General features: G+C 59.2%; 20 protein-coding genes. 10 read left to right on the forward strand and 10 right to left on the reverse strand.

The features are described from left to right. Positions 1–142: 142 nt before the first annotated feature. From adh to PL640_RS13110, 3 genes are all read right to left on the reverse strand, one after another. A complete protein-coding gene (gene adh, locus PL640_RS13100) occupies positions 143–1,660 on the reverse strand; it encodes an aldehyde dehydrogenase (RefSeq protein ID WP_269702107.1) in 1,518 nt (505 codons plus the stop codon). 153 nt (positions 1,661–1,813) lie between these two features. Then, positions 1,814–2,773, reverse strand: coding sequence for a helix-turn-helix domain-containing protein (locus PL640_RS13105; RefSeq protein WP_142840683.1), 960 nt, complete (start codon positions 2,771–2,773; stop codon positions 1,814–1,816). Between the two features lie 106 nt (positions 2,774–2,879). Beyond that, positions 2,880–4,964 (reverse strand): putative bifunctional diguanylate cyclase/phosphodiesterase, encoded by a 2,085-nt coding sequence (locus tag PL640_RS13110; protein WP_271362228.1) that lies wholly within the window; start codon positions 4,962–4,964, stop codon positions 2,880–2,882. A gap of 305 nt (positions 4,965–5,269) precedes the next feature. On the opposite strand from PL640_RS13110, the gene PL640_RS13115 reads away from it, so the two are divergent. From PL640_RS13115 to PL640_RS13135, 5 genes are all read left to right on the forward strand, one after another. Then, on the forward strand, positions 5,270–5,878 hold the full coding sequence (locus PL640_RS13115; RefSeq protein ID WP_269702103.1) for a 50S ribosomal protein L25/general stress protein Ctc: 609 nt from the start codon (positions 5,270–5,272) through the stop codon (positions 5,876–5,878). A gap of 237 nt (positions 5,879–6,115) precedes the next feature. Beyond that, positions 6,116–8,503 (forward strand): bifunctional diguanylate cyclase/phosphodiesterase, encoded by a 2,388-nt coding sequence (locus PL640_RS13120; protein ID WP_271362229.1) that lies wholly within the window; start codon positions 6,116–6,118, stop codon positions 8,501–8,503. Positions 8,504–8,519: 16 nt separating this feature from the next. Next, positions 8,520–9,248: a substrate-binding periplasmic protein gene (locus tag PL640_RS13125; protein WP_271362230.1), complete on the forward strand. Its 729-nt coding sequence runs from the start codon at positions 8,520–8,522 to the stop codon at positions 9,246–9,248. 92 nt (positions 9,249–9,340) lie between these two features. Further along, entirely contained in the window at positions 9,341–10,057 is a 717-nt protein-coding gene (pth, locus tag PL640_RS13130; protein WP_142840372.1) for an aminoacyl-tRNA hydrolase, read from the forward strand. 5 nt (positions 10,058–10,062) lie between these two features. Beyond that, positions 10,063–10,524, forward strand: coding sequence for a GNAT family N-acetyltransferase (locus tag PL640_RS13135; protein ID WP_271362231.1), 462 nt, complete (start codon positions 10,063–10,065; stop codon positions 10,522–10,524). A 48-nt stretch (positions 10,525–10,572) separates the two neighbouring features. Here the strand turns inward: PL640_RS13135 and clpS are convergent, their stop codons facing one another. Beyond that, positions 10,573–10,884 carry an ATP-dependent Clp protease adapter ClpS gene (gene clpS / locus PL640_RS13140; RefSeq protein ID WP_046797956.1) on the reverse strand — a complete coding sequence of 104 codons (312 nt, stop codon included), beginning with the start codon at positions 10,882–10,884 and terminating at the stop codon, positions 10,573–10,575. A 243-nt stretch (positions 10,885–11,127) separates the two neighbouring features. On the opposite strand from clpS, the gene ychF reads away from it, so the two are divergent. The 4 genes from ychF (at position 11,128) to PL640_RS13160 (ending at position 14,161) form a co-directional block, all read left to right on the forward strand. Then, entirely contained in the window at positions 11,128–12,231 is a 1,104-nt protein-coding gene (ychF, locus tag PL640_RS13145) for a redox-regulated ATPase YchF (RefSeq protein WP_271362232.1), read from the forward strand. Positions 12,232–12,525: 294 nt separating this feature from the next. Then, positions 12,526–12,999, forward strand: a complete 474-nt coding sequence (locus PL640_RS13150; RefSeq protein WP_271362233.1) for a MaoC family dehydratase — start codon at positions 12,526–12,528, stop codon at positions 12,997–12,999. Then, a complete protein-coding gene (locus PL640_RS13155) occupies positions 12,996–13,463 on the forward strand; it encodes a MaoC family dehydratase (RefSeq protein WP_269702088.1) in 468 nt (155 codons plus the stop codon). The genes PL640_RS13150 and PL640_RS13155 overlap by 4 nt, the downstream gene beginning before the upstream one ends. Before the next feature lie 62 nt (positions 13,464–13,525). Then, a complete protein-coding gene (locus PL640_RS13160; protein WP_271362234.1) occupies positions 13,526–14,161 on the forward strand; it encodes a class I SAM-dependent methyltransferase in 636 nt (211 codons plus the stop codon). A gap of 14 nt (positions 14,162–14,175) precedes the next feature. Here the strand turns inward: PL640_RS13160 and PL640_RS13165 are convergent, their stop codons facing one another. The 4 genes from PL640_RS13165 to petA all read right to left on the reverse strand — a co-directional run bounded on the left by PL640_RS13165 (position 14,176) and on the right by petA (position 17,731). Further along, the gene (locus PL640_RS13165; protein WP_046797952.1) at positions 14,176–14,718 is read right to left on the reverse strand and encodes an adenine phosphoribosyltransferase; all 543 of its coding nucleotides are present in this window, start codon (positions 14,716–14,718) and stop codon (positions 14,176–14,178) included. Between the two features lie 229 nt (positions 14,719–14,947). Continuing rightward, positions 14,948–15,832 (reverse strand): cytochrome c1, encoded by an 885-nt coding sequence (locus PL640_RS13170; protein WP_142840378.1) that lies wholly within the window; start codon positions 15,830–15,832, stop codon positions 14,948–14,950. Between the two features lie 22 nt (positions 15,833–15,854). Next, positions 15,855–17,138: a cytochrome b gene (locus PL640_RS13175; protein ID WP_137084964.1), complete on the reverse strand. Its 1,284-nt coding sequence runs from the start codon at positions 17,136–17,138 to the stop codon at positions 15,855–15,857. 14 nt (positions 17,139–17,152) lie between these two features. Further along, positions 17,153–17,731, reverse strand: coding sequence for a ubiquinol-cytochrome c reductase iron-sulfur subunit (gene petA, locus PL640_RS13180; protein ID WP_142840379.1), 579 nt, complete (start codon positions 17,729–17,731; stop codon positions 17,153–17,155). A gap of 308 nt (positions 17,732–18,039) precedes the next feature. Between petA and PL640_RS13185 the strand changes: the two genes are divergently transcribed. Then, positions 18,040–18,972, forward strand: coding sequence for an endonuclease/exonuclease/phosphatase family protein (locus PL640_RS13185; RefSeq protein WP_271362235.1), 933 nt, complete (start codon positions 18,040–18,042; stop codon positions 18,970–18,972). Positions 18,973–18,981: 9 nt separating this feature from the next. Here PL640_RS13185 and PL640_RS13190 read toward each other — a convergent pair whose 3' ends face one another. Both PL640_RS13190 and PL640_RS13195 read right to left on the reverse strand, forming a co-directional pair. Further along, the gene (locus PL640_RS13190; RefSeq protein ID WP_271362421.1) at positions 18,982–20,850 is read right to left on the reverse strand and encodes an ABC transporter ATP-binding protein; all 1,869 of its coding nucleotides are present in this window, start codon (positions 20,848–20,850) and stop codon (positions 18,982–18,984) included. 329 nt (positions 20,851–21,179) lie between these two features. Continuing rightward, the gene (locus tag PL640_RS13195; RefSeq protein WP_142840381.1) at positions 21,180–23,030 is read right to left on the reverse strand and encodes an ABC transporter ATP-binding protein; all 1,851 of its coding nucleotides are present in this window, start codon (positions 23,028–23,030) and stop codon (positions 21,180–21,182) included. Positions 23,031–23,192: the final 162 nt, after the last annotated feature.

Raw genomic sequence — 23,192 nt, forward strand, 5'->3', positions numbered from 1 at the left:
AGGCTTCGCCCCCGTAATCAGTAAAGCCGGAGGCAAAACCTCCGGCCTTTTTATTTGTGCCGGGCTCCCAGGGGCCAAAGCCCCTGGGAACGCGCCGGCGAAGGGAGATCACGATGACCCTCGCCGGCTTCCGGGGAGGAGCTCAGAAGAAGCCGACCTTGTTCGGGCTGTAGGAAACGAGCAGGTTCTTGGTCTGCTGGTAGTGGTCGAGCATCATCTTGTGGGTCTCGCGACCGATGCCCGACTGCTTGTAGCCACCGAATGCCGCACCCGCCGGATAGACGTGATAGCAATTGGTCCACACACGGCCCGCCTCGATGCCGCGACCGGCGCGATAGGCGATATTGGTATCGCGGCTCCAGACGCCGGCACCCAATCCGTAAACCGTGTCATTGGCGATTTCGAGCGCCTCTTCCACCGTCTTGAAGGTGGTGACGGAAACGACAGGACCGAAGATTTCCTCCTGGAAAATCCGCATCTTGTTGTTGCCCTCGAAGACGGTCGGCTGGATGTAATAACCGTCCTTCAGATCGCCGGTCAGCGTCTTGCGGTCGCCGCCGGTCAGAACCTTGGCGCCTTCCTTCTTGCCGATTTCCAGATAGCTCATGATCTTGTCGAACTGTTCCTGCGAGGCCTGTGCGCCCAGCATGGTCGACGGATTGAGCGGATCGTCCTGGCTGATGGCCTGAACGCGCTTGATGGCCTTTTCCATGAAGCGGTCATAGATCGATTCATGCACCAGCGCCCGCGACGGGCAGGTGCAGACCTCACCCTGATTGAGCGCGAAGAAGGCGAAACCTTCGAGCGCCTTGTCGAGGAAGGCGTCGTCCTCGTTCATCACATCGGCAAAGAAGATGTTCGGCGACTTGCCGCCCAGTTCCAGTGTAATGTTAGTGACGTTATCGGCCGCATAACGCATGATTTCCTTGCCGACCGAGGTGGAACCGGTAAAGGCGATCTTGGCGATGCGATTGCTTTGCGCCAGCGGCTTGCCGGCTTCGAGGCCCGTGCCGTTGACGATGTTGAGAACGCCGGGCGGCAGCAGATCTTCGATCAGTTCCATCACGACGAGAATGGAGGCAGGTGTCTGTTCCGCCGGTTTCAGCACCACGCAATTGCCGGCGGCAAGCGCCGGTGCAAGCTTCCACGCCGCCATGAGGATCGGGAAGTTCCACGGAATGATCTGGCCGACAACACCGAGCGGTTCATGGAAATGATAGGCGACGGTGTCGTTGTCGATCTGACCGATCGTGCCTTCCTGCGCGCGGATGCAGCCCGCAAAATAACGGAAATGATCGATGGCCAGCGGAATATCGGCATTGGTGGTCTCGCGCAGCGGCTTGCCGTTGTCCCAGGTTTCGGCCCGGGCGATGAGGTCGAGATTTTCCTCGATGCGCTGGGCGATCTTGAGCAGGATATTGGAGCGTTCGGTTATGCTCGTCTTGCCCCATTTGTCGCGGGCCTTGTGGGCGGCATCCAGCGCAAATTCAATATCGGATGCATCTGAACGCGGAACTTCGCAGATCTTGTGGCCAGTAACGGGGGAAAGATTATCCATGTAGCGGCCGGATTTCGGCTCCACCCATTTGCCGCCGATGTAGTTGCCGTATTTCAGCTTGAAGGGCGCTTCGCCGGCTTTCTGCTGAACCTGAATATTCATGATTTCATCCTCCCTGATGAAAACGATCCGTGACGGATCGCATGGGAGGAAGGTGGGCCTAGATAGTACGGTCGGGTAGAGGGGCGGCGCGGTTCCGCAGCGCACATTGTCTCACATCTGCGACAGACCCGCTGCGGGATGGCTTAAACAGCCTTAATGCACGGCAAGCTTCTTCATCTTGCGATGCAGCGTGGCGCGGCTGATGCCGAGCAGCGATGCGGCCTGCGTGACATTGCCATTGGTGCGCGACAGAACCCGTCGCAGCGCCGAACGCTCCGCTTCGGCGAGGTCGGAGCCGCTGTCATGACGCTCCTCCTGCAGAATATCGGCAGCGGGCAAACCCTGCGCAATGGCATGGTCGTCAAGCTTCAACGCCAGACGGGCGGCACGTGTCGCACCAAGCACGAGATCGTCCTGATCCACCGCAAGCAGCGAAAGCGCCGCACCGAAACCGCTCGGCACCACGACGATGCGTGCGCCCGGAAAGGCCCGGCGGAAAAGATTGCCCTCGATGCGCTGCGCCGCATCCCTCACCGCCTGGGTGACGAAGGAGAAAGTCATCTCGTTGATGTCGTCGCGGCAGGTGGAAATATCGAGCGCACCCGTCACCCGGCCGGTATGATCGCGGATCGGCGCAGTGGTGCAGCAGAGTTCAGTATTTGACGTGAAGAAATGCTGGTCGCGATAGACCACCACCGAGCGCTCGTCGACAAGTGCCGTGCCGATGCCGTTGGTGCCGACGCTCGCTTCGCTCCAGACGGCGCCGGACCAGAGGCCGAGCGCGCGGAAGTCCCGGTCGTCGCCGGCAGCACCCCGCCGTTCCAGCGCAACGCCCTGCGCATCGGTCAAAAGTAGGCAGCAGCCGGATTTGCCGACACTGTGAAAGATGCGGTCGAGTTCGTCGGTGCTTTCGGCGATCAGGCCGGCAGCACTTTCGCGGGCGCGGCGAAATTCGAATTCGCTGAGAAAGATCGGCTTGCGGTTTTCCTCCGGCGCAAGACGATGCTTGACCATGCAGCGACGCCATGAAGCAACAATCGGAGAACTTGCGGCTGCGGAACGGTGGCGCGCTGTTTCATACACGCGTTCTGCATGGGCGATGTCGGTCGGCATACGCTCCTCCCAAAGCTTTTCGGCGATGGTGCGCTGGAAGCGTTCATGTTTCAACTAAAAACTTCGCGACCGGCATGGCCGGGCGCAACCGCGGGCTGCGGCCAGCCTATCGAGCCGCCTTGAAGTAACGCCGGCCGTCACCCGCGTTGGTTTCCTCCTCAACGGAAAGAAACGTGTCATCGACGAGATTGGCGATGGAGTTCAGCGGACCGGGCTTGCCGAAAAAGAAGCCCTGCACCTGCAGGCAGCCTTCACGGCGCAGGAATTCGATATGGGCCTTGGTCTCCACCCCTTCCGCCAGCACCGGTATATTGAGGCTGTGCGCCAGAATGAGCGTTGAGCGGACGATTGCCTCCGACTGCACGTTGGTCGACAGGCCATCGATGAAAGCGCGGTCGATCTTGATCTTGTCGAAAGGGAAACTCTGCAGGGTCGATAGCGAGGAATAGCCCGTACCGTAATCGTCCATGGCGATCTTGACGCCGAGCGACTTGAGCTTGCGGATCGTGACCAGCGCGTGGCGGTGGTCGGCGATGATGCTGCCTTCGGTGATTTCCAGTTCGAGCCTTTCCGGCGCAAGTCCGGTCTCCAGAATGATCCTCTCGACCTTTTCGGGGAAATCATTGTCAGCGAGCTGCTGCGGCGCGACGTTCACGGCGATGGAAAGCGATTTCTTCCAGAGCGCGGCCTGCGCGCAGGCTTCGCGGAGAACCCATTCACCGAGTTCGACGATAAAGCCGGTCTGTTCGGCAATCGGAATGAACTCAGCGGGAGACACCATGCCCCGTTCAGGGTGCTTCCAGCGCAAAAGCGCCTCGAAACCGACGATGCTGCCGCTTTTGGTATCGTTCTGCTGCTGGTAATAAAGTTCGAATTCCTTGTTGGCGAGACCACTGCGCATGGCGATGGCAAGCGCGTTGCGTTCGCGGGCGGCCTCGTCCATGGATTTGTCATAAAAGCAGATCGTCTCCGAAATGCCGCCCTTTGCCCGATACATGGCGACATCGGCCTGCGCCATCAGCGTGTCGGCATCGATGGCGCCGCTGTTGCGGACTGATATGCCCACACTTGCGCCCACGGAAAATGTCTGCCCGTTCCACTCGACCGGCTTGCTGATCTGCTCGATCAGTCTCTGGGCGAATTCCGCGCCATCGGCACGGGTATAATAGGAATGGGTCATCGCCACGAATTCATCGCCACCCATGCGCGCCAGAAACTCCCCGGCCTTCAGCACGGAACTCGCCCGGTCGGCGATGGCGCGCAGCACCGCGTCCCCCGCCGCGTGACCATGCACGTCGTTGATTTCCTTGAAACGGTCGAGATCGATGGACAGAAGTGCGGTATGCGCGCCGAGGGAGATATGGCGCGTGCGGCGGTTGAGATGTTCGATGAAGGCCGCGCGATTGGGAATGCCCGTCAGCGGATCGTGCAGCGAAAGATGACGATAACGGGCAACCGCCTGCTGGGTGGACTGGGCATCGATGACATAGGTGGAAAGACCGAGCGCCAGCAGCAGAAGCGTGACCGCGATGGCACCTCCGCCCATGATGGCCGGCGGCAGCAGGTTCTCGGGAATGACGACGCGAGGATCAAACGCGAAGGACATCGAGGCCATGCCGGTATAATGCATCGAGGCGATGGCGAGGATCAGAAACGTCACCGCACTATATTGGCAGAACCGGTTGAGCGGCCGCGCCACTCTGTTGACCGCAATCCCGCCCAGCACCGCCCCCAGCACCAGCGAGGCGATGACATAAGCCTGGTTCCAGAAAATCACGCCCTGTACATTATAAGCGGCCATGCCGGTGTAATGCATCGCCGCGATGCCAAGACCCAGGATGACGCCACCGGCTTCCACCAGCGCACTGCGTCCGGCATAGGCGGAAATGCCGAAGCCGGCAGTCGTGGTGGCAATGGCGATAAGGAGCGAAAGTCCCGTCCGATAGGGATCGTAACCCACCTCGCCTGCCGCGGAATAACCCAGCATCGCCACGAAATGGGTGGTCCATATCGCAGCCCCACCATTCACACCCGCCAGAAACAGCCAATTGACCTTCTGCAGCCCGCTCGCCAGACGCGCTCTCGAGAAAAGACGTATCGTAACGAAGCTTCCCAACATGCACACGAAAACCGCTGCGGCGGTGTATCGGAAGTCATGATCGATGGCGAGGCACTGGAGAACGGTCAGCATTGTTATCTACACAATTGGAATTCCGTGCAGCTTTATCATTTGCCAGGTTTTCAGCTAGTTTATATGCATGGATAAGCACATATTAAAAGTTGCAACAAACGAGTGAATTAGTTGCAACTAATAAAATCCTGGCTAGACGATCGTGAAAACCGGCTGCTCTTGTCTTTATGGGTCTTTTGTATTATAGCGCCCGCACCCGTGTAGACACCCTTGGAGGCAACGCGGGCGGGATGGCTCCAAAGGCCTCTCCAGTTCAGGCCGCATCGTCGGCGTGAACTCTCCATATAACCTCGAAAGGAATTGCCATGAGCAAAGAATCGTATGAGCTCAAGGCCGAGGCGCGCGAACGAGTTGGTAAGGGGTCCTCTCGTGAACTTCGCCGCAACGGTTTGATTCCCGCTGTCATCTATGGTGACAAGCAGGCCCCCGTTTCTATCGCACTCTCGACCAACGAAGTCACCAAGCGTATCCACGCTGGCGGTTTCATGACGACGGTTGCGACCATCGACGTCGACGGCAAGAAGATCAAGGTTCTCCCGAAGGATTACCAGCTTGATCCGGTCCGCGACTTCACCATGCATGTCGACTTCCTGCGCGTTTCGGGCAACACGCTCGTCAACGTTGAAGTTCCGGTTCACTTCGAAAACGAAGAAAAGTCGGACATCAAGATCGGCGGCGTTCTGAACATCGTTCGCCACACGGTGGAATTCCACTGCCCGGCCAACGACATTCCGGAATTCATCACGGTTGATCTGTCCGGCCTGAAGATCGGCGACAGCGTCCACATCTCGAATGTGAAGCTGCCGAAGAACATCTCGCCTGTTATCGCCGACCGTGACTTCACGATCGCAACGATCGTCGCTCCGGCTGCAGGCGTTGCAGACGAAACGACCGAAGAAGCTTCCGAAGAATAATCGGCGGCCACAAGGCCGGATAGCTTTGCGCATTGAGGCCCGTTCCGTTTTCGGAACGGGCCTTTTAGTTTTTATGAACTTTAAAAACAGAAAGCCTGCCGACCGTGCAGGACGCCCACCCTGTTTTAGCGTCGATTAACACTTCCATGAAACGATACCCTCGCGCTGTCGTGGAAACTCCGGACGGATGAAAACGGCGCGCAAAAATTCAGGGGCAAAGGGTAGCTACAATCAAACATGGCTCATTCCGTCGAAAGCCGCTTTATCGCGATTGTTTCCGGCGCACTTCTTACAGTGGTCGCTCCGCTCTTTACCCTTTTGCTGACGCTCTCCTACAACGAGGCCATTCGTAGCCAGCGCAATCACCTTGAGATTCTGCTGTCGACAAATTCGCAGGCGCTCGCCCGTCCCCTTTGGGATATGGATGACGACACCATAAACCAGATTACCGGAACCCTTGTTTCCGACCCGATGATCAAGATGGTCGAGGTCAGGGACACGTCCGGACAGCTCGATATCGTGCAGACGGCCGGTAGCGATTTCATTCAGGATGCTGCCTCAACCACGCGCGAGGTAACCTACAAGACGACGAAGGGCACTGTCACCGTTGGCGAACTGACAGTCTATTACGACAATGTCAGCCTTCTCACCTCTCTCAGCCGCACCGAAATGGCTTTCATCACCATTTTCGTTCTCGCCATCCTCACCATCGTTCTGGCGGCGATTGCCGGCAACCGCTTCATGGTCATCCGCCCGCTGATGCGGCTAGCGGCAGCGATAGAGGCGACACGGCGCCTCGGCTCCCGCCATCATGTCGACTGGCGCTCGAAGGATGAGATCGGCCGGCTGGCGAAAAGCTTCAACGAAATGCAGACCCAGCTTGAAAAGGAAGAGCTGGAAATCAAGAACGCCCATGAGCGCAAGACGGAAATCTACAACCGCACACCCGCCATGCTGTTCTCGCTCGACAGGTACGACCGGATTGCCGCCGTCAGCGATTATTGGGTGCAGGCGACGGGTTATGGCCGCGCCCGGATACTGGGCCTCAACTTCGCCGATCTTATCCACCCGGATGACCGTTCCCTGTTCCGGGAACGCAAAGCGGCGCAACAGTCGCCCGAGGCTTCGCAGGTCGGCATCACCATCCGCTTTCATTGCATGGGTGGCAGCGTCATGGATGCGCTCATTCTTGAAAAAGCCCTCGATTCCGGCGATGCGGCACAGCAGAGTACATGCCTGTGCGTCATGACTGACGTGACCGAATTGCGCCAGTCGGAAAAACGCAACCGCCAGCAGGCCATTTCCGACCATCTGACCGGCCTCTTCAACCGCCAGGGTTTCGAGGCGATCCTAGACCTGCAGATCCGTGAAGCGGACACGAACGGCAGCGAACTGGCCTGCCTGTTCATCGATCTGGACCGGTTCAAATCCATTAACGACAATCTCGGCCATGCGGTGGGTGACGCGGTTCTGCGTGAATTCACGCTGAAACTCGAACCGCTGCTGACGCCGCTTGACAGCGCCTCGCGTCTCGGCGGCGATGAATTCGCGATCCTGCTGGCCGGCGACACGGTGGAAGAGCGCGCCCTGCAGTTCTGCGAGCGGATTTGCGCCATACTGGATACGCCTTTTGAGATCGGCAGCAACAGCATCCGCCTCAGCGCCAGCATCGGCATGGCAGTCTATCCTCTGCACGCCACCAGCGCCTCCGAGCTTCTGCAGAATGCCGACATGGCCATGTATAGCCGCAAAAGAACGGGCAAGAACGGCTCGCAGATCTTCGATCCCTCGATCATGGACCGGGCACGCGAACATGCCGAACTGGAGCGAGATATCGCACAGGCACTTTCCGAAGGCTGGTTCGAGGCACATTTCCAACCGATTCAAGACCTCGCAAAGGGCGGAACAGCGGGCTTCGAGGCCTTGCTGCGTCTCAACCACCCGGAAAAGGGTCTGCTCTCGCCGGCCGCCATCATCAGCCTTGCGGAAGAAAACGGCACCATCAATCGCATCGGCAATGTCATTCTCGATCAGTCGATCGCCAACCTTGCCAGGCTGTCGCGCCTGCCGGGCATGGAACAGACCTATGTGGCCGTGAATTTTTCACCGCTGCAATTCGAACCGGGCTTGCCGACGCGGATCGCCGGCGTTCTGCACCGGCACGGCATTGTTCCGAACCGACTGGTCATCGAGATAACCGAGGCCGTCATCATGAAGGACGACCCACAAATCCGGGCGATCCTCAACGCCATTCACCAGCTCGGCTGCCGCATTGCACTGGATGATTTCGGCACGGGTTATTCCTCACTCAGCTATCTCAGCCGTTTTCCGGTCGATATCGTCAAGATCGACCAGTCCTTCACCCGCTCCATCTGCGACGACGCAGTGGAAATCAGGCAGCGCAACCGCATGCTGGTCGAAGGCATAGCCGCCATCTCGCACAAGATGAACTGCACCGTCATCGCCGAGGGCGTCGAGACGGAAGAGCAGAAGGAACTTCTGACGGAAATAGGCGCCGATTACGGACAGGGCTATTTCTTCGCAAGGCCACAGCCCGTCGAAAGACTGATCACCACACTGGACGCAATGTCCGATATTGGCCGCGCTGCGGCACGGCAAGCGTGAGGCGGTGGAAAGAGCCATGGGATTGATCCGCATTTGTCTGATCTTTCTTGCTTTCGCATTCCTGTTTGCCCCATGGCCGGCCAGCGCGGCCAAGCTTTTCCTGACGACCGAAGTCTATCCTCCGTATAATCTGCAGGCCGCCGATGGCAGCGTGCAGGGCGTCTATTTCGACCAGCTGAAAATCATGCTGGAGGAAACCGGCACCAGCTACGAAGTCGCTGTCATGCCCTGGGCGCGGGCAATTGCGCTCGCCGCGACACAGACAATGCATTGCGTCTTCGCCACGGCGCGAACGCCGGAGCGGGAAAAACTCTTCAAATGGGTCTCACCGATCCACACCGATCGCAACATTCTCGTGGCGCGCCGCAAGGCGGATATCAATGTCTCCAGCCTTCAGGACGCAAAGAAATACCGCATCGGCACCCAGCGCGGCGACTATACCGAAGCGCTTCTGGAAACGCTCGGCTTCCCGCTGGTGGATGTCGGTGCAGATTTCCAGATCACCCTTCACAAGCTGAAAGCAGGGCGCATCGACCTGATGCCCATGTCGGAAAGCACCTTCAAAACTCTGCCGGCCGACACGTTCAGGGAAGTGATTACCCTGACGCGACAACAACTGGGCCTTGCCTGCAACAAGAGCGTTCCCGACGCGCTCATCGCAAAATTGCAGGCTCGGCTGGACGGGCTGATCGCTGACGGAACCCAACAGCGCATATTCGACCGCTACAACCTCGTCAGCCCCTGAGCGGCATCCCGCACATCCATAAAAAGATTGACAGTCGGCGCATTTCGGGGTGGTGACAACAGCATCATCAGGTAAAACGCGGACATGCCCCCATGAAGATCATCGCAGGACTTGGTAATCCCGGCGCACAATATGCGGGCAACCGCCACAATATCGGTTTCATGGCCGTCGACGCGCTGCAGCGCCTGCCCTCCTTTTCGCCCTGGGCGCGAAAGTTCAAGGCGGAGATTTCCGAAGGTGAAATCGCCGGCGAGAAGGTTCTGCTGATGAAACCGCTGACCTATATGAACCTTTCCGGCGAATCCGTCGGCGAGGCCATGCGCTTCTTCAAGCTCTCGCCCGGCGACATCATCGCCATCCATGACGAACTCGATCTTCTCGCCGGCCGCACGCGCATCAAGACGGGCGGCGGTCATGGCGGCCATAATGGCCTGAAATCGCTCGATGCCCATTGTGGCAAGGAATACCGCCGCCTGCGCCTCGGCATTGGCCACCCCGGCGACAAGGAGCGGGTGCACGGCCACGTACTCGGCGATTTCGCCAAGGCCGACCGGGTCTGGCTCGATCCGCTGCTGGACGCCATTGCCGACAACGCCGCCATGCTGGTGAAGGGCGAAGATTCGCAGCTGATGAACAAGCTGGCGCTGGCCACAGGCAGCAAGCCGGAGGCCGAAAAACCGGTGAAGGCGGCCAAACCCGCCGGGCAGTCCCACATCCATCAGGCGCGCAACAGCGCTCAGCCGAAAAAACTGCCGGAAACCGGGCCGATGGCAGAAATGCTGAAGCGAATGTTCGGCAAGAAAGACTAACTCGAATGCCTTCAGAGACAATTGCCCTGCGCAAAGCCGGTCCCGGCGATCTGTCTGGCCTGCTTGAACTTTACCAGGCGCTCAATCCATCCGACCCCGCGTTGACGGTGCAGGAGGCTGGCGCGCCCTTCGCCGCCATGCTTGAGCAACCCGGCCTGACCGTGTTTTTGGCAACGCATGACGGAAAACCGGTTGCGACCGCCACGCTTCTGGTTGTTCCAAACCTGACGCGCGCCGCCCGCCCCTATGCTCTCATCGAAAATGTCGTGACGCTGGAAGCGCTGCGCGGCCGGGGATATGGCCGCATGGTCGTGCGCCATGCCATCGAGGCCGCTTTTGCCGCAAACTGTTACAAGGTCATGCTACTGACGGGCCGCGACGACCCCGCGGTTCATGCCTTTTATGAAAGCTGCGGTTTTGTGCAGAACAAGACCGGCTTTCAGATCCGGAGCAAGAGTTTCCAGTAAAAGCGCGTAGCGGTTTTACGTCCGGAAAATGCGTGAAACAAAATACGCTCACTCTTCCGGCTCGGTGGTGAACATCAAGGGAAAACCGGCCTCCTTGCCGAGATCGGTCGCCTCCTTGGCCTTGGTCTCAGCGATGTCGCGCTCACAAACGACAACCACCGCGCTACCGAAGCGATGCGCAGTCATCATCACCCGGTGGCCGGTCTCCTCGCTCATGCGAAAGACGGCCTTCAGCACCACGGTGACAAATTCGCGCGGCGTATAGTCATCATTCAGCAGCATGACCTTGTAGAGCTTCGGCCGCTCCAGCTTCGGTTTGACTTTCGGTTTCGGTTTGAGGTCGACAGGACTATCACTCATGATTGTCGCTCGTCATGATGGTTCATCATCGTGGTTCAGGAGGAAAATCCCGCTGAATGGCGAAAGATCGCGCTTTGGACCCGCTTATATTGCGCCGCAACCGCGCTATCGGCAAGCCTGCCCGGAAATCGGTACCTTTCGCAGGGCTTTGCCAGCCCAAATCGGCCCGCGGGCTTGACCTTGCCCTGCCCTTTCCGCAAAAGGCTCCTCAACGAATTCTTTCAAACGGACAGGTTTCAAGCCATGGGCTTCAAATGCGGTATCGTCGGGCTGCCGAATGTCGGCAAGTCCACCCTCTTCAACGCGCTGACGAAAACGGCCGCCGCACAGGCCGCCAACTATCCTTTCTGCACCATCGAGCCGAATACTGGCGAGGTTGCGGTGCCGGACCCGCGCATGCAGCAGCTTGCCGCCATCGCCGGTTCGAAGGAAATCATTCCGACCCGCATCTCCTTCGTGGACATTGCCGGTCTGGTGCGTGGCGCATCGAAGGGTGAAGGCCTCGGCAACAAGTTCCTCGCCAATATCCGCGAAGTCGATGCCGTCGTGCACGTGCTGCGTTGCTTTGAAGACGACGATATCACCCATGTGGAAGGCCGCATCAACCCGGTCGGCGATGCCGAAACAATCGAGACCGAGCTGATGCTCGCCGACCTCGAAAGCCTGGAACGCCGCGTCGAGCAGACCCGCAAACGCGCCAGCAGCAAGGACAAGGAATCCCTCGCCCAGCTGCCCGTCATGGAAGCCGTCATCACGCTGCTCAACGACGGAAAGCCGGCACGCCTGCTTTTGAAGACGCTGGCAGCCGAGGAGATCGAAATCCTCAAGGGCCTCAACCTTCTGACTTCGCACCCGGTCCTTTATGTCTGCAACGTCTCGGAAGCCGACGCATCCTCCGGCAACGAGCACACCGAGGCCGTCGCAGCGATGGCAAAACAGCAGGGCGCCGAATGCGTGATCATCTCGGCGGCGATCGAGGCCGAAGTTGCACAGCTTCCGGCTGATGAAGCCGAGGAATTCCTCTCGGCGCTCGGTCTTAACGAGGCCGGCCTCGACCGGTTGATCCGCGCCGGCTATCACCTGCTCGACCTCATCACCTATTTCACCGTTGGCCCGAAGGAAACGCGCGCCTGGACGATCGTGCGCGGCACCAAAGCCCCCGCCGCCGCCGGCGTCATCCACACCGATTTCGAACGCGGCTTCATTCGCGCCTTCACCATCGGCTTTGACGACTACATCGCCTATAAGGGCGAAGTGGGCGCCAAGGAAGCCGGCAAGGGGCGCGACGAAGGCAAGGAATATGTCGTTCAGGACGGCGACGTCATCCACTTCCGCTTCAACACCTGATCAGGTTTGGACGGGGCTTGCTTCTTCTGAAGCGCTAGGTGCCACGGATCCGCTTATTTCTTCTCCCCGTCCGGGGAGAAGGTGGCTCGAAGAGTCGGATGCGGGATAACCTCTCCGCATATCTCTACCCTCGCCCCCTCATCCCGCTGCCGCGACCTTCTCCCCGGCGGGGAGAAGAAACGGGCCTCACCCGCTCGCCATCCCTCCCTCGCATCACACCTTCGATTTGACCTTTACGTAAAGGGAAAAATCATCTTAGATGCGCCGACCTTGACTGTGCGAAGGGAGGACGCCATGACGCCGGTCGCGATTTACACCTATGAGGATTTTTCCGTTGGACGGGAATTTCCCCTCGGACCGCAATCGATTTCCGCAGAGCAGATCATTGCTTTCGCCAGCGAATTCGACCCGCAACCCATGCATCTTTCCGAAGAAGCCGGCCGCCAGAGCATTCTCGGCAGGCTGGCGGCATCAGGCTGGCACACCTGCAGCCTGCTGATGCGGATGATGGCAGACAGCTATATTGCCAGTTCAACCTCGCAGGGCAGCCCCGGGATCGATTACGTCGACTGGAAAAAGCCGGTTCTGGCCGGAGATACGCTTTCGGGAAAATCCATCGTTCTGGAACAGCGCCCTTCCGCGTCGCGCGCTGGCATCGGCCTCGTGAAATTCCGCCATGAGCTTTACAATCAGCGCGGTATTCTGGTCGCGCAGGGCGAAAACACCGTAATGTTCCTGATGCGGGCAGACGGAGGCCTTGCAGCATGAGACTGGCAGAATTATCCCCGATCGGCGAGCGCGTCACCCTCGACACGCTGCATTTTTCCGCCGAAGACATCATTCGCTTCGCCCGCGATTTTGATCCGCAGCCGTTCCACCTCGATGCCGATGCCGCCAGAAACAGCGTTTTCGGCGGCCTCTGCGCTTCCGGCTGGCACACGGGCGCGGGCTGGATGAAGTGTTTCCTGTCCCATTGGGCAAAAGAGGTCAAAAGGCTGAAGCAGCAGGGCATTGAGCCACCGCGGCTCGGCCCCTCCCCGGGGTTTCGAGAGCTCAAATGGAAGAAGCCGGTGTTTGCCGGTGATGATGTGACCTATTTCGTCACCCTGCTCGATACCCGCCCGCTGGAATCCCGCGCCGGCGTCTGGCTCAACACCACCTTCAACGAAGGTGTGAACCAGTCGGGAGAAACGGTGCTGACCTTCCGCAGCGGGGTTCTGGAGTTCGAATAGGCACTGGCCCATATCACTCCGCCGCGATACCCTTCAGCAGGAATCGCGGCGGGCCGGTAAATATGGATGATATTCTCAAGGGTTATGCCGAGGCAGCAACGCCCGACCTGATTTCCAGGTTCGAAAATCTCGACTGCGGGGCAGTTTACGCACCCGTCATCGACCTGCTGCCGACGGCACCCTCCCGGATTGCAGATATTGGCAGCGGCACCGGCCGCGACGCCGCATGGTTTGCCGCGCAGGGCCATGAGGTTCTCGCCGTCGAGCCGGTCGGAGAGCTTCGTGAACCCGGCATGCAGTTACATTCATCGGAGAAAATAACCTGGCTGGATGACACCTTGCCCGCACTGACAAAGGCTCGTCACTATGGCACCTTCGATCTGGTTGCCCTGTGCGGCGTCTGGCACCACATTCATCACGATGCAAGACGCGCTGCGATGGAAAGCCTCTCCGAGATGACGGCGACGGGCGGATTGCTGATCATGTCACTGCGTCATGGCCCGGCGCCCGAGGGCCGCCGCGCCTTTGCCATTTCCCCGGCGGAAACCATAAACGAGGCCGCCCGTCTTGGCTTCACGTTAATCCGGGAAGCGGAGGTCGGTTCCATTCAGGCCGGGAACCGAGCTCTGGGCGTTCACTGGACATGGATTGCCTTGCGAAAAACCGGCAGAACGAGCGGGCTGCTGCAGCAGCCCTGACCGTTATTTCTGCCTCAATGGCCGGAAAACTCCACCAGCGTCCGTACCTCGACGCCAAGGTCCTCCAGCTTCTTGCGGCCACCGAGATCGGGTAGATCGATAACAAAGCAGGCGGAGACGATATCCGCGCCCATTTGCCGCAAAAGCTTGACCGCGCCTTCGGCAGTGCCGCCGGTCGCGATCAGATCGTCGACCAGAATGACCTTCTCGCCGGGCTGCACAGCGTCCACATGCATTTCCATTTCGTCCACGCCATATTCCAGGCTGTAGGCGACCCGCACCGTGGTGTGTGGCAGCTTGCCCTTCTTGCGGATGGGCACGAAACCGGCCGAGAGCTGATGCGCAACCGCCCCGCCCAGAATGAAGCCGCGTGCTTCCATGCCGGCGATCTTGTCGATCTTCGTTCCCGCATAGGGCTGCACAAGCTCGTCCACCGCCCGGCGGAAAGCCCGCGGATTGCCAAGCAATGTGGTGATGTCCCGGAAGATGATGCCCGGCTTCGGATAGTCGGGAATGGAACGGATGGCAGCGGAAAGCTCCGAAGCGATAAGGGTCATGGGATTTCCATTTATATGGGAATGGATCAGAAGGTTCGGGCCACCCTATCAACTTGCCGGCTGTGGACCAACAAAAAAGGACCGCGACCGTCGGCCCTCCTCCGTTGGTACTGAACCTCAACTTTCGGGTCGCGTGAGCTGCGATCGGACAACGCCCTTGTCCGACAGGCCACAAAAAAACCCCCACGGAAACCGTGGGGGCCGTTGATTGCAGCCGCTTGAAACCGGCTCAATGTTCCTTGTTGGCGTAGATCGATTTCTTGGTCAGATAGATCAGTGCCGTGAAGATGAACAGGAACACCATGACCATGAAACCAGTGCGCTTGCGCTGTTCCAGATGCGGCTCCGCAGCCCACATCAGGAAGGCGGAGACGTCCTTGGAATATTGGTCCACCGTCTGCGGTGCACCGTCATCATAGGTCACCTGATCAGCGCTGATCGGCGGCGCCATCTTCAGCGCCACGGCGCTGACGAAATACGGGTTGAAATGCGTGCCTTCCGACACTTCAACACCGGCCGGTGCATCCTGATATCCGGTCAGCAGCGCATGGATGTAATCCGGGCCGCCTTCCTGGTAACCGCCGATGATCGGGATCATGTCGATGATGAATTGCGGGAACCCGCGTTCAACACCGCGCGCCTTGGCAAGCAGCGACATATCAGGCGGTGCGGCCCCACCATTGGCGGCGGCTGCCGCCTCGTGGTTCGGGAACGGCGAAGGGAAATGATCGGAAGGCACGGCCTTGCGGCTATACATTTCGCCATCGGCGTTCGGGCCGTCCTGCACTTCATATTCGGCAGCGAAAGCCTTCACCTGATCTTCCGAATAACCGAGATCTCCCAGCGTGCGGAAGGAAACAAGGCTCATCGAATGGCAGGCGGAGCAGACTTCCTTATAGACCTTGAGACCGCGCTGCAGCTGGCCCTTGTCGTATTTGCCGAAAGGTCCGGCAAAGGACCAGCTCTGCTCCTCGGGCTTGATGACCGGGAAGTGACCGCCGGCAACCGCATGTTCGGTCTTGGTGGCAAGGTCATGGCTCTCCTCGGCCGCGAATGCGGCGGAGGAACAGCCAATGGCGGCGATGAGCGCGATGCTCGTGAGAAGCGTCTTCATTGTCGTCATCCTTCCTTCGCGCTCAGATCTGGGCGGCCGCTGGCGCGGCACCCTTCTTGGCGGCGTTCTTTTCAAGAACGGCCTCGGTAATGGAATTCGGAATACGCCGCGGCGTTTCGACCAGACCGAGGATCGGCATGATGACGAGGAAGAACCCGAAATAGTACAGCGTGCCGATCTGCGACATGACGACATAGAGGCCTTCCGCAGGACGTGAACCCAGCCAGCCGAGCAGGATGGCGTTGACCACGAAAATCCAGAAGAACAATTTGTACCACGGACGATAGACGGCGGAGCGAACCTTCGACGTATCGAGCCAGGGCAGGAAGAACAGCACGATGATCGCGCCGAACATCACGAGAACGCCACCGAGCTTGGAATCGATCGGCCCGATATTGAAGGTGATGGCGCGCAGCATCGCGTAGAACGGCAGGTAATACCATTCCGGCACGATATGCGCCGGCGTCTTCAGCGGATCCGCCATGATGTAGTTATCAGGGTGGCCGAGGAAGTTCGGCATGTAGAAGATGAACCAGGCATAGGCGATGAGGAACACCGAAACGCCGAGCGCATCCTTCAACGTCGCATAGGGCGTGAAGGGGACCGTATCGGTCTTGCTCTTCACTTCCACGCCGGTCGGGTTGGTCTGGCCGGTCACATGCAGCGCCCAGATATGCAGGATGACGACACCCGCGATCATGAAGGGCAGCAGGTAATGCAGCGCAAAGAAGCGGTTGAGTGTCGGATTGTCGACCGCAAAGCCGCCGAGCAGGAACTGCTGGATCCATTCACCAATCAGCGGGAAAGCCGTGAAGAAGCCGGTGATGACGGTCGCACCCCAGAAGGACATCTGACCCCAGGGAAGGACGTAGCCCATGAAGCCCGTCGCCATCATCAGCAGATAGATCACGCAGCCGAGGATCCAGAGGATTTCGCGCGGCGCCTTGTAGGACCCGTAATAAAGACCACGGGCAATGTGCAGATAGACCGCGATGAAGAAGAACGACGCGCCGTTGGCGTGCATATAACGCAGCAGCCAGCCGTGGTTGACGTCACGCATGATCTTTTCGACGGAATTGAAGGCAACCGTCGTTTCAGCGGCATAATGCATGGCAAGCACGACGCCGGTGAGGATCTGCACGATCAGCATGACGGAAAGCATCGCACCGAAGGTGTAGGCGTAGTTCAGGTTACGCGGGACAGGATAGGCAACGAAGCTGTCATAGATCAAGCGCGGCAAGGGAAGCCGCGAATCGATCCACCTTTCGATGCCGGTGGACGGCTGATAACTGGAATGGCCACTCATGAATATCTGTCCCCTTATCCGATCTTGATCACGGTATCGGATGTGAATGCAAATGTCGGGATGGCGAGGTTCTGCGGCGCCGGACCCTTACGAATGCGGCCCGCCGTATCGTAGTGCGAGCCATGGCAGGGACAGAACCACCCGCCGAAATCGCCGGCCTGGCCGAGCGGAACGCAACCGAGATGGGTGCAGGAACCGATCATGACTATCCAGTTCTCCTTGCCCTCACCGGCCGAACGGTCAATATCCGTCGCCTGGGCGTCGACGGCGATATTGGCATTGCGTGCCACCGGATCCTTGAGATCGCCGAGAGCGACCGCCTTGGCTTCATCGATTTCCTTTTCCGTGCGGTTGCGGATGAAAATCGGCTTGCCGCGCCACTTCACGGTAAGCGACATGCCCGGCTCGACCGCCGCGACATTCACTTCGATGGAAGCGAGCGCCAGCGTCGATGCATCGGGACGCATCTGGTCGATGAAAGGCCATGCGACTGCAGCAGCGCCAACGGCGCCCGTCATTCCGGTTACTAGATAAAGAAAATCGCGACGGGTCGGTTCACCCGAGGCGTCGTGATTGGTTACGTGCTCGCTCACCGCTACACCATCCTCTGCGCTGTTTTTGCCGTAAATCGCATGAGTCCTCCCGCTATGATTTGATCCAGGACAAACTCCGTCCCATCGTCCTGGACACAACTGCGGCATAAAGAAACCGCGTCATTGTGTTTGATCGCAAAATATTGACTGACTTGGCAAGAGCAAAGCACACAAAGCTGCCGTAATTCTGCCTGAGGGGGCCGATTTGTTTCGCATTTTTCCCGAGCCTTGGCAGGCGGGCAACATTGTGCCCGCCTGTGCCCCATGGTACGAGACGCGCAGGGAGAGCTTGGAAAGCAGGGATTCGGATGACGGCGAAGCTCGCTTGCATGGTCTCCACCGTGGTGGCTGCCGTTCTTTTCATCGCCAGCCTGCGTTATGTGACGGATTTCTGGCTTCTCGCCTTCGTCACAAGTTTCCAGCTCCACATCGCCATTGTCTGTATCCTGTTGTCGTGCCTCGTCTTTTGGGTGACGCGCGATGCGGTTTCCGCCCTGCTCGTGGTCTGGTCGCTGGCGCTTGCCATCCACGCCATCGCCATGCTGATGGAATTCTCCACATCCGCCAATCCGCCACCGGATGCGAGGCCCTTCCGGCTTTTGTCCTTCAACGTGCTGATGGACAATGCCGCCAACGCGGATGCGATTGCCGACACCATTCTCGAATCAGGCGCGGATGCGGTCTATCTGTTCGAGGCGGCGGCGCTGCAATCGGCTCTGCCACGGCTTGAGCAAACCTATCCCCACAGGCTTGGCTGTTATTCGGGAACACCGACCTGCGACCTTTTGATCCTGTCGAAGCGACCGTTGCTGGAAGGCCGTTTCCACAGCCTAAGCGATCTACGCCGCGACCGTTTTGCAATCGCCAGCGTCGATGTCGACGGCACGGAACTGACGCTTGCCGCCGGGCACATCACCAAACCCTATTTCGACGATTATCACCGCGATGAGCTGGATGAGGTCAGCGAAATTCTCTTTCGCGTCACCGGTCCGCTCATTCTGGCGGGAGACTTCAATTCGGCGAGCATCGCCCCCGACATGCGCGCTTTCCTTTCCGCCAACGAGCTGAAGAAAGCGACCTGGGAACCCGCCACCTGGCCGACGGAAGCCGGCCGCTTCGGCATCGCCATAGACCACATCTTCGCCCGCGCGCCGGCAACACTGATGAAGACGACCCGCCTGCCCGACAGTCTGGGTTCCAATCATTACGGACTGATGGCGGATTTCATGATCGGAAAATAGCGCGCGTCTTTATTGGGCCGCTTCCTCGGCAGCGAGAAAACCACCCGATTGCCGTGCCCAAAGCTCCGAATAAAGTCCGCCCTGGGAGACCAGATCGGAATGGCTGCCCTGTTCGACGATGCGACCCTGATCCATCACGATCAGCCGGTCCAGCGCCGCGATCGTCGATAACCGGTGAGCGATGGCGAGCACCGTTTTGCCCTGCATCAACTCATCCAGATTGCTCTGGATCGCCGCCTCCACCTCCGAATCGAGCGCCGAGGTCGCCTCGTCGAGCACGAGGATCGGCGCATCCTTCAGCATCACACGGGCGATGGCGATGCGCTGCCGCTGGCCGCCGGAGAGTTTCACGCCGCGTTCGCCAACATGGGCGTCGAAACCGGTCCGGCCGCGCTGATCTTCCAGCCTCTCGATGAAATCATCCGCCTTGGCCCTGCGCGTCGCTTCCCGCAACTGCGCTTCGGTGGCATCCATGCGGCCGAACATGATGTTGTCGCGGATGGAGCGGTGCAACAGCGATGTATCCTGCGTGACCATGCCGATATGGGCGCGCAGCGATTCCTGGGTCACTTTGGCAATATCCTGCCCGTCGATGAGGATATGGCCTTTCTCAACGTCATAAAACCGCAGGAGCAGGTTGACGAGTGTGGATTTGCCCGCGCCGGAGCGTCCGACGATGCCGACTTTCTCGCCCGCCTGGATCTCCAGATTGAGATTGTCGATGACGCCATTCGCCCGTCCGTAGTGGAAACTGACATTTTCAAATCGGACACTCGGCTTCTTGACCTCCAGCACCGCCGCATCCGGTGTGTCAACCAGGCCGATCGGTTGCGAGATCAACTCGGCGGCATTCTGCACCGTGCCGAAATTGCGCATGATGCCGTTAAACTGCGTCATCAAGCGGCCGAGCAGGAAGTTGAGGCGCAGCACCAGCGCCAGCGTGAAGGCGACCGCGCCGGAACTGATCCTGCCGGACAGCCAAAGATCAATGCACAGCGCCGCCATGGAGGTGATCATCACGCCCGACAGCAACGCCATGGAAGCACGCACGCCGGTGATGAACCGGGTGAAGGTCATGGTGGCATTCTGGAAGATGTCGAAGCCCTGCCGCATGTAACGGTCATTCGCATCGTCACGCCCGAACAGCCGCAGCGTCTGGATATTGCTATAGGCATCCACCATGCGGCCGGAAAGCATGGAAGCGGCTTCCGCCGTCTCTTTGGAATGATAGCGGATGCGCGGCACGAAATAACGCGCCAGCGCCGAAAAGATCAGCACCCAGACAAGCACGACGACCGCCAGCCGCCAATCCAGCCCACCGATCAGAAGCAGCATCGAGACGGAATAAATACCGACGAACCAGACGCTTTCCATCAGCGAGGTGACGAGATCGCCCGCCGCCTGCCCGCCCGACCAGACCTTGGTGACGATGCGGCCGGAAAAATCATTCTGGAAAAAGGAAAGCGATTGCCGCGCCACATGCATGTAGGACTGCCAGCGCACCAGATTGTAAAAGCCGGGCGTGATGATCTGCTGGTCCACCAGTGCCGTGATCATCGTGACGATGAAACGCACGACGCCGATCAACACCAGCATGCCCACCAGTTCGCCACCATGGGCGGAAAGCAACCCAGCCCAGCCCTCTTCCGGCTTCACGGTCGAGAGAATATCCACCAGCCGCCCGACGAACCAGAACAGCGCCGCCTCGATGGCCGCCGTCAGCCCGCCCAGCACCAGCATCGCAAAAAACGGCGCCTTGGCCTGCGAAATGTAAAACCAGATGAAAGCGAATGTGTTTTCAGGCGGCCGCAGGTCGTCCTTGCGGGCGAAGGGCCTAATCCAGTTCTCGAAGAACTCGAAGATGCGCGTAATGACCATCATCCGGATATAGGCGGATTCCCGTCGCCGGAACAGCCGCTGAGCCTTTGGGAAGAGATTATATTTCGGTAACATTTTGACAATGAAAAAGGGCGGGGAATGTTCCGCCCGCTCTTAAATGCAGCCGAAGAAATTTCGCACATCCACAGCTCCCGCACGCCGTCACCCCGGACTAGATCCGGGGTCCAGCGCGATCAAGTCCTTGATCGCGGGAGACTCTTTCACGACGCAGACGCGCGCCGGATGGGTTCCGGCTCGAGGCCGGAATGACGACAGAGAGGTTAGGCCTTTGAAAAAAGGGCGGGATCACTCCCGCCCTTTCTCTTTCATCATTCCGCGGCCACCTCCGCCTCGTGGTCGGCGATGAAACCGCCGGACTGGCGCCGCCACAGATCGGCATAGATACCGCCCATCGCCACCAGCTCAGCATGGCTGCCCGCCTCGACGATCTGGCCCTTGTCGAGGATGATGAGCCGGTCCATTTCCGTCAGCGTCGAAAGGCGGTGGGCGATCGCAATCACCGTCTTGCCTTCCATCAGCGAGAACAGGTTCTCCTGGATAGCTGCCTCAACTTCACTGTCGAGCGCCGAGGTCGCCTCATCCAGCACCAGGATCGGTGCGTTCTTGAGGAAGACGCGGGCGATCGCGATACGCTGGCGCTGGCCGCCTGACAGTTTCACGCCGCGTTCGCCCACCTGGGCATCGAGACCCTGGCGACCATGCATGTCGACCAGCGTTTCGATGAAATCCCAGGCGTTTGCCCGCTTTGCCGCCGCGATTACCTGCTCGTCGGTGGCCTCGGGATGGCCATAGGCGATGTTGTCGCGGATCGACCGGTGCAGCAGCGACGTATCCTGCGTCACCACGCCGATCAGTTCGCGCAGGCTGTCCTGCGACACCTTGGAAATGTCCTGCCCGTCAATGGTGATCCTGCCCGCTTCCAGATCATAGAAGCGCAGCAGCAGGTTCATCAGCGTCGTCTTGCCAGCGCCCGAGCGGCCGACGAGACCGACCTTCTCACCCGGTTTGATGTCGAGCGTCAGCCCGTCGATCACGCCCTTGTTCTTGCCATAGTGGAAGCGGACATTGTCATAACGGATGGCGCCCTGTGGTGCCGCAAGCTGCGGTGCCTTGGCAACATCGACGATATCGTGCGGTTTCGTCATCATCGACATGCCGTCATAGACCGTGCCGATATTTTCGAACAGCGACGTGACTTCCCACATGATCCACTGCGACATGCCGTTGACGCGCATGGCAAGGCTGATGGCGATGGCGACCGAACCGGCCGTCACTGAACCCTGCATCCAGAAATAAAGACCGAGCGCCGCCGTGGAAAACAGCACCACTGCATTGTTGAGATCGATCAGGATATTGAAGCCGGAAATCTTGCGCATCTGGCGGTGAACGGTTCCAAGGAACACATTCATACCCTCACGCGCATATCTCTCCTCGCGCCCCGCATGGGAAAACAGCTTGATCGTCGAGATGTTGGTGTAGCTGTCGACGATCCGCCCCGTCATCATCGAGCGCGCATCGGCCTGCTCCTGCGCCAGCCGGCCGAGTTTCGGCACGAAATAGGCAAGAATGCACATATAGATGCCGAGCCATGCCAGAAGCGGGATGACCAGCCGCCAGTCGGCCGCCGCCACCATGAACAGCATCGAGACGACGAAGCTGATGGCATAAACGAAGACGTCGATCACCTTCAGCGCCACTTCGCGGATCGCCAGCGCCGTCTGCATCACCTTGGTCGAAACCCGGCCCGCAAACTCGTTGGCGAAAAAGTTCATGGAATGGCGCAGCAGGAAACGGTGCATCTTCCAGCGCGCAATCATGCCGAAATTGCCGGCAAGCGTCTGGTGCATTGTCATGGTGTGGACGGCGCCCATCAGCGGCAGCACCACGAGCACCAGTCCGGCCATGACGATCAGATGCCAGCCCTCATCGGCGAAAAACGTCGCGCGATCGGCCGTGGAAAGCCAGTCGACGATGTTGCCGAGGAATTTGTAGAGCATGGCTTCGGCAATGGCGATGCCCATGGACATCAGGCCAAGCAGCAGCAGCCATGGCCATGCGGGCTTCACATAATGCCACAGGAACGGCAACAGCTTCTTCGGCGGCACATCCGGCGTCGAAGAGGGAAAAGGATCGAGGCGTTTTTCAAACCAGCCAAACATAGGCCAAGCTCCGGCAATCAATCGCCCCATCGAAAGGTGAGCAAACGCAAATATGGCTCACGACGGAACGGAAAAGTCTTTGGATATGGCCGTGACAGCCACATGACGAATCGAGAAATGGGAAACGCGGTCAAACCGCGGAGTAACACCTAAGCCAGCAGC

The sequence above is a fragment of the Agrobacterium sp. ST15.16.024 genome (assembly GCF_027956545.1).
In the GTDB taxonomy this organism is placed as follows: Bacteria; Pseudomonadota; Alphaproteobacteria; order Rhizobiales; family Rhizobiaceae; genus Agrobacterium; species Agrobacterium cucumeris.

Coding starts and splice junctions, on each gene's coding strand:
- PL640_RS13120 (WP_271362229.1), top strand. CDS start 6,116: ATGGCTCATTCCGTCGAAAGCCGCTTTATCGCGATTGTTTCCGGCGCA.
- PL640_RS13135 (WP_271362231.1), top strand. CDS start 10,063: ATGCCTTCAGAGACAATTGCCCTGCGCAAAGCCGGTCCCGGCGATCTG.
- PL640_RS13175 (WP_137084964.1), bottom strand. CDS start 17,138: ATGAGTGGCCATTCCAGTTATCAGCCGTCCACCGGCATCGAAAGGTGG.
- PL640_RS13150 (WP_271362233.1), top strand. CDS start 12,526: ATGACGCCGGTCGCGATTTACACCTATGAGGATTTTTCCGTTGGACGG.
- pth (WP_142840372.1), top strand. CDS start 9,341: ATGAAGATCATCGCAGGACTTGGTAATCCCGGCGCACAATATGCGGGC.
- PL640_RS13160 (WP_271362234.1), top strand. CDS start 13,526: ATGGATGATATTCTCAAGGGTTATGCCGAGGCAGCAACGCCCGACCTG.
- PL640_RS13110 (WP_271362228.1), bottom strand. CDS start 4,964: ATGCTGACCGTTCTCCAGTGCCTCGCCATCGATCATGACTTCCGATAC.
- PL640_RS13170 (WP_142840378.1), bottom strand. CDS start 15,832: ATGAAGACGCTTCTCACGAGCATCGCGCTCATCGCCGCCATTGGCTGT.
- PL640_RS13115 (WP_269702103.1), top strand. CDS start 5,270: ATGAGCAAAGAATCGTATGAGCTCAAGGCCGAGGCGCGCGAACGAGTT.
- clpS (WP_046797956.1), bottom strand. CDS start 10,884: ATGAGTGATAGTCCTGTCGACCTCAAACCGAAACCGAAAGTCAAACCG.
- PL640_RS13155 (WP_269702088.1), top strand. CDS start 12,996: ATGAGACTGGCAGAATTATCCCCGATCGGCGAGCGCGTCACCCTCGAC.
- adh (WP_269702107.1), bottom strand. CDS start 1,660: ATGAATATTCAGGTTCAGCAGAAAGCCGGCGAAGCGCCCTTCAAGCTG.
- PL640_RS13125 (WP_271362230.1), top strand. CDS start 8,520: ATGGGATTGATCCGCATTTGTCTGATCTTTCTTGCTTTCGCATTCCTG.
- PL640_RS13105 (WP_142840683.1), bottom strand. CDS start 2,773: ATGCCGACCGACATCGCCCATGCAGAACGCGTGTATGAAACAGCGCGC.
- PL640_RS13195 (WP_142840381.1), bottom strand. CDS start 23,030: ATGTTTGGCTGGTTTGAAAAACGCCTCGATCCTTTTCCCTCTTCGACG.
- PL640_RS13185 (WP_271362235.1), top strand. CDS start 18,040: ATGACGGCGAAGCTCGCTTGCATGGTCTCCACCGTGGTGGCTGCCGTT.
- PL640_RS13165 (WP_046797952.1), bottom strand. CDS start 14,718: ATGACCCTTATCGCTTCGGAGCTTTCCGCTGCCATCCGTTCCATTCCC.
- ychF (WP_271362232.1), top strand. CDS start 11,128: ATGGGCTTCAAATGCGGTATCGTCGGGCTGCCGAATGTCGGCAAGTCC.
- PL640_RS13190 (WP_271362421.1), bottom strand. CDS start 20,850: ATGGTCATTACGCGCATCTTCGAGTTCTTCGAGAACTGGATTAGGCCC.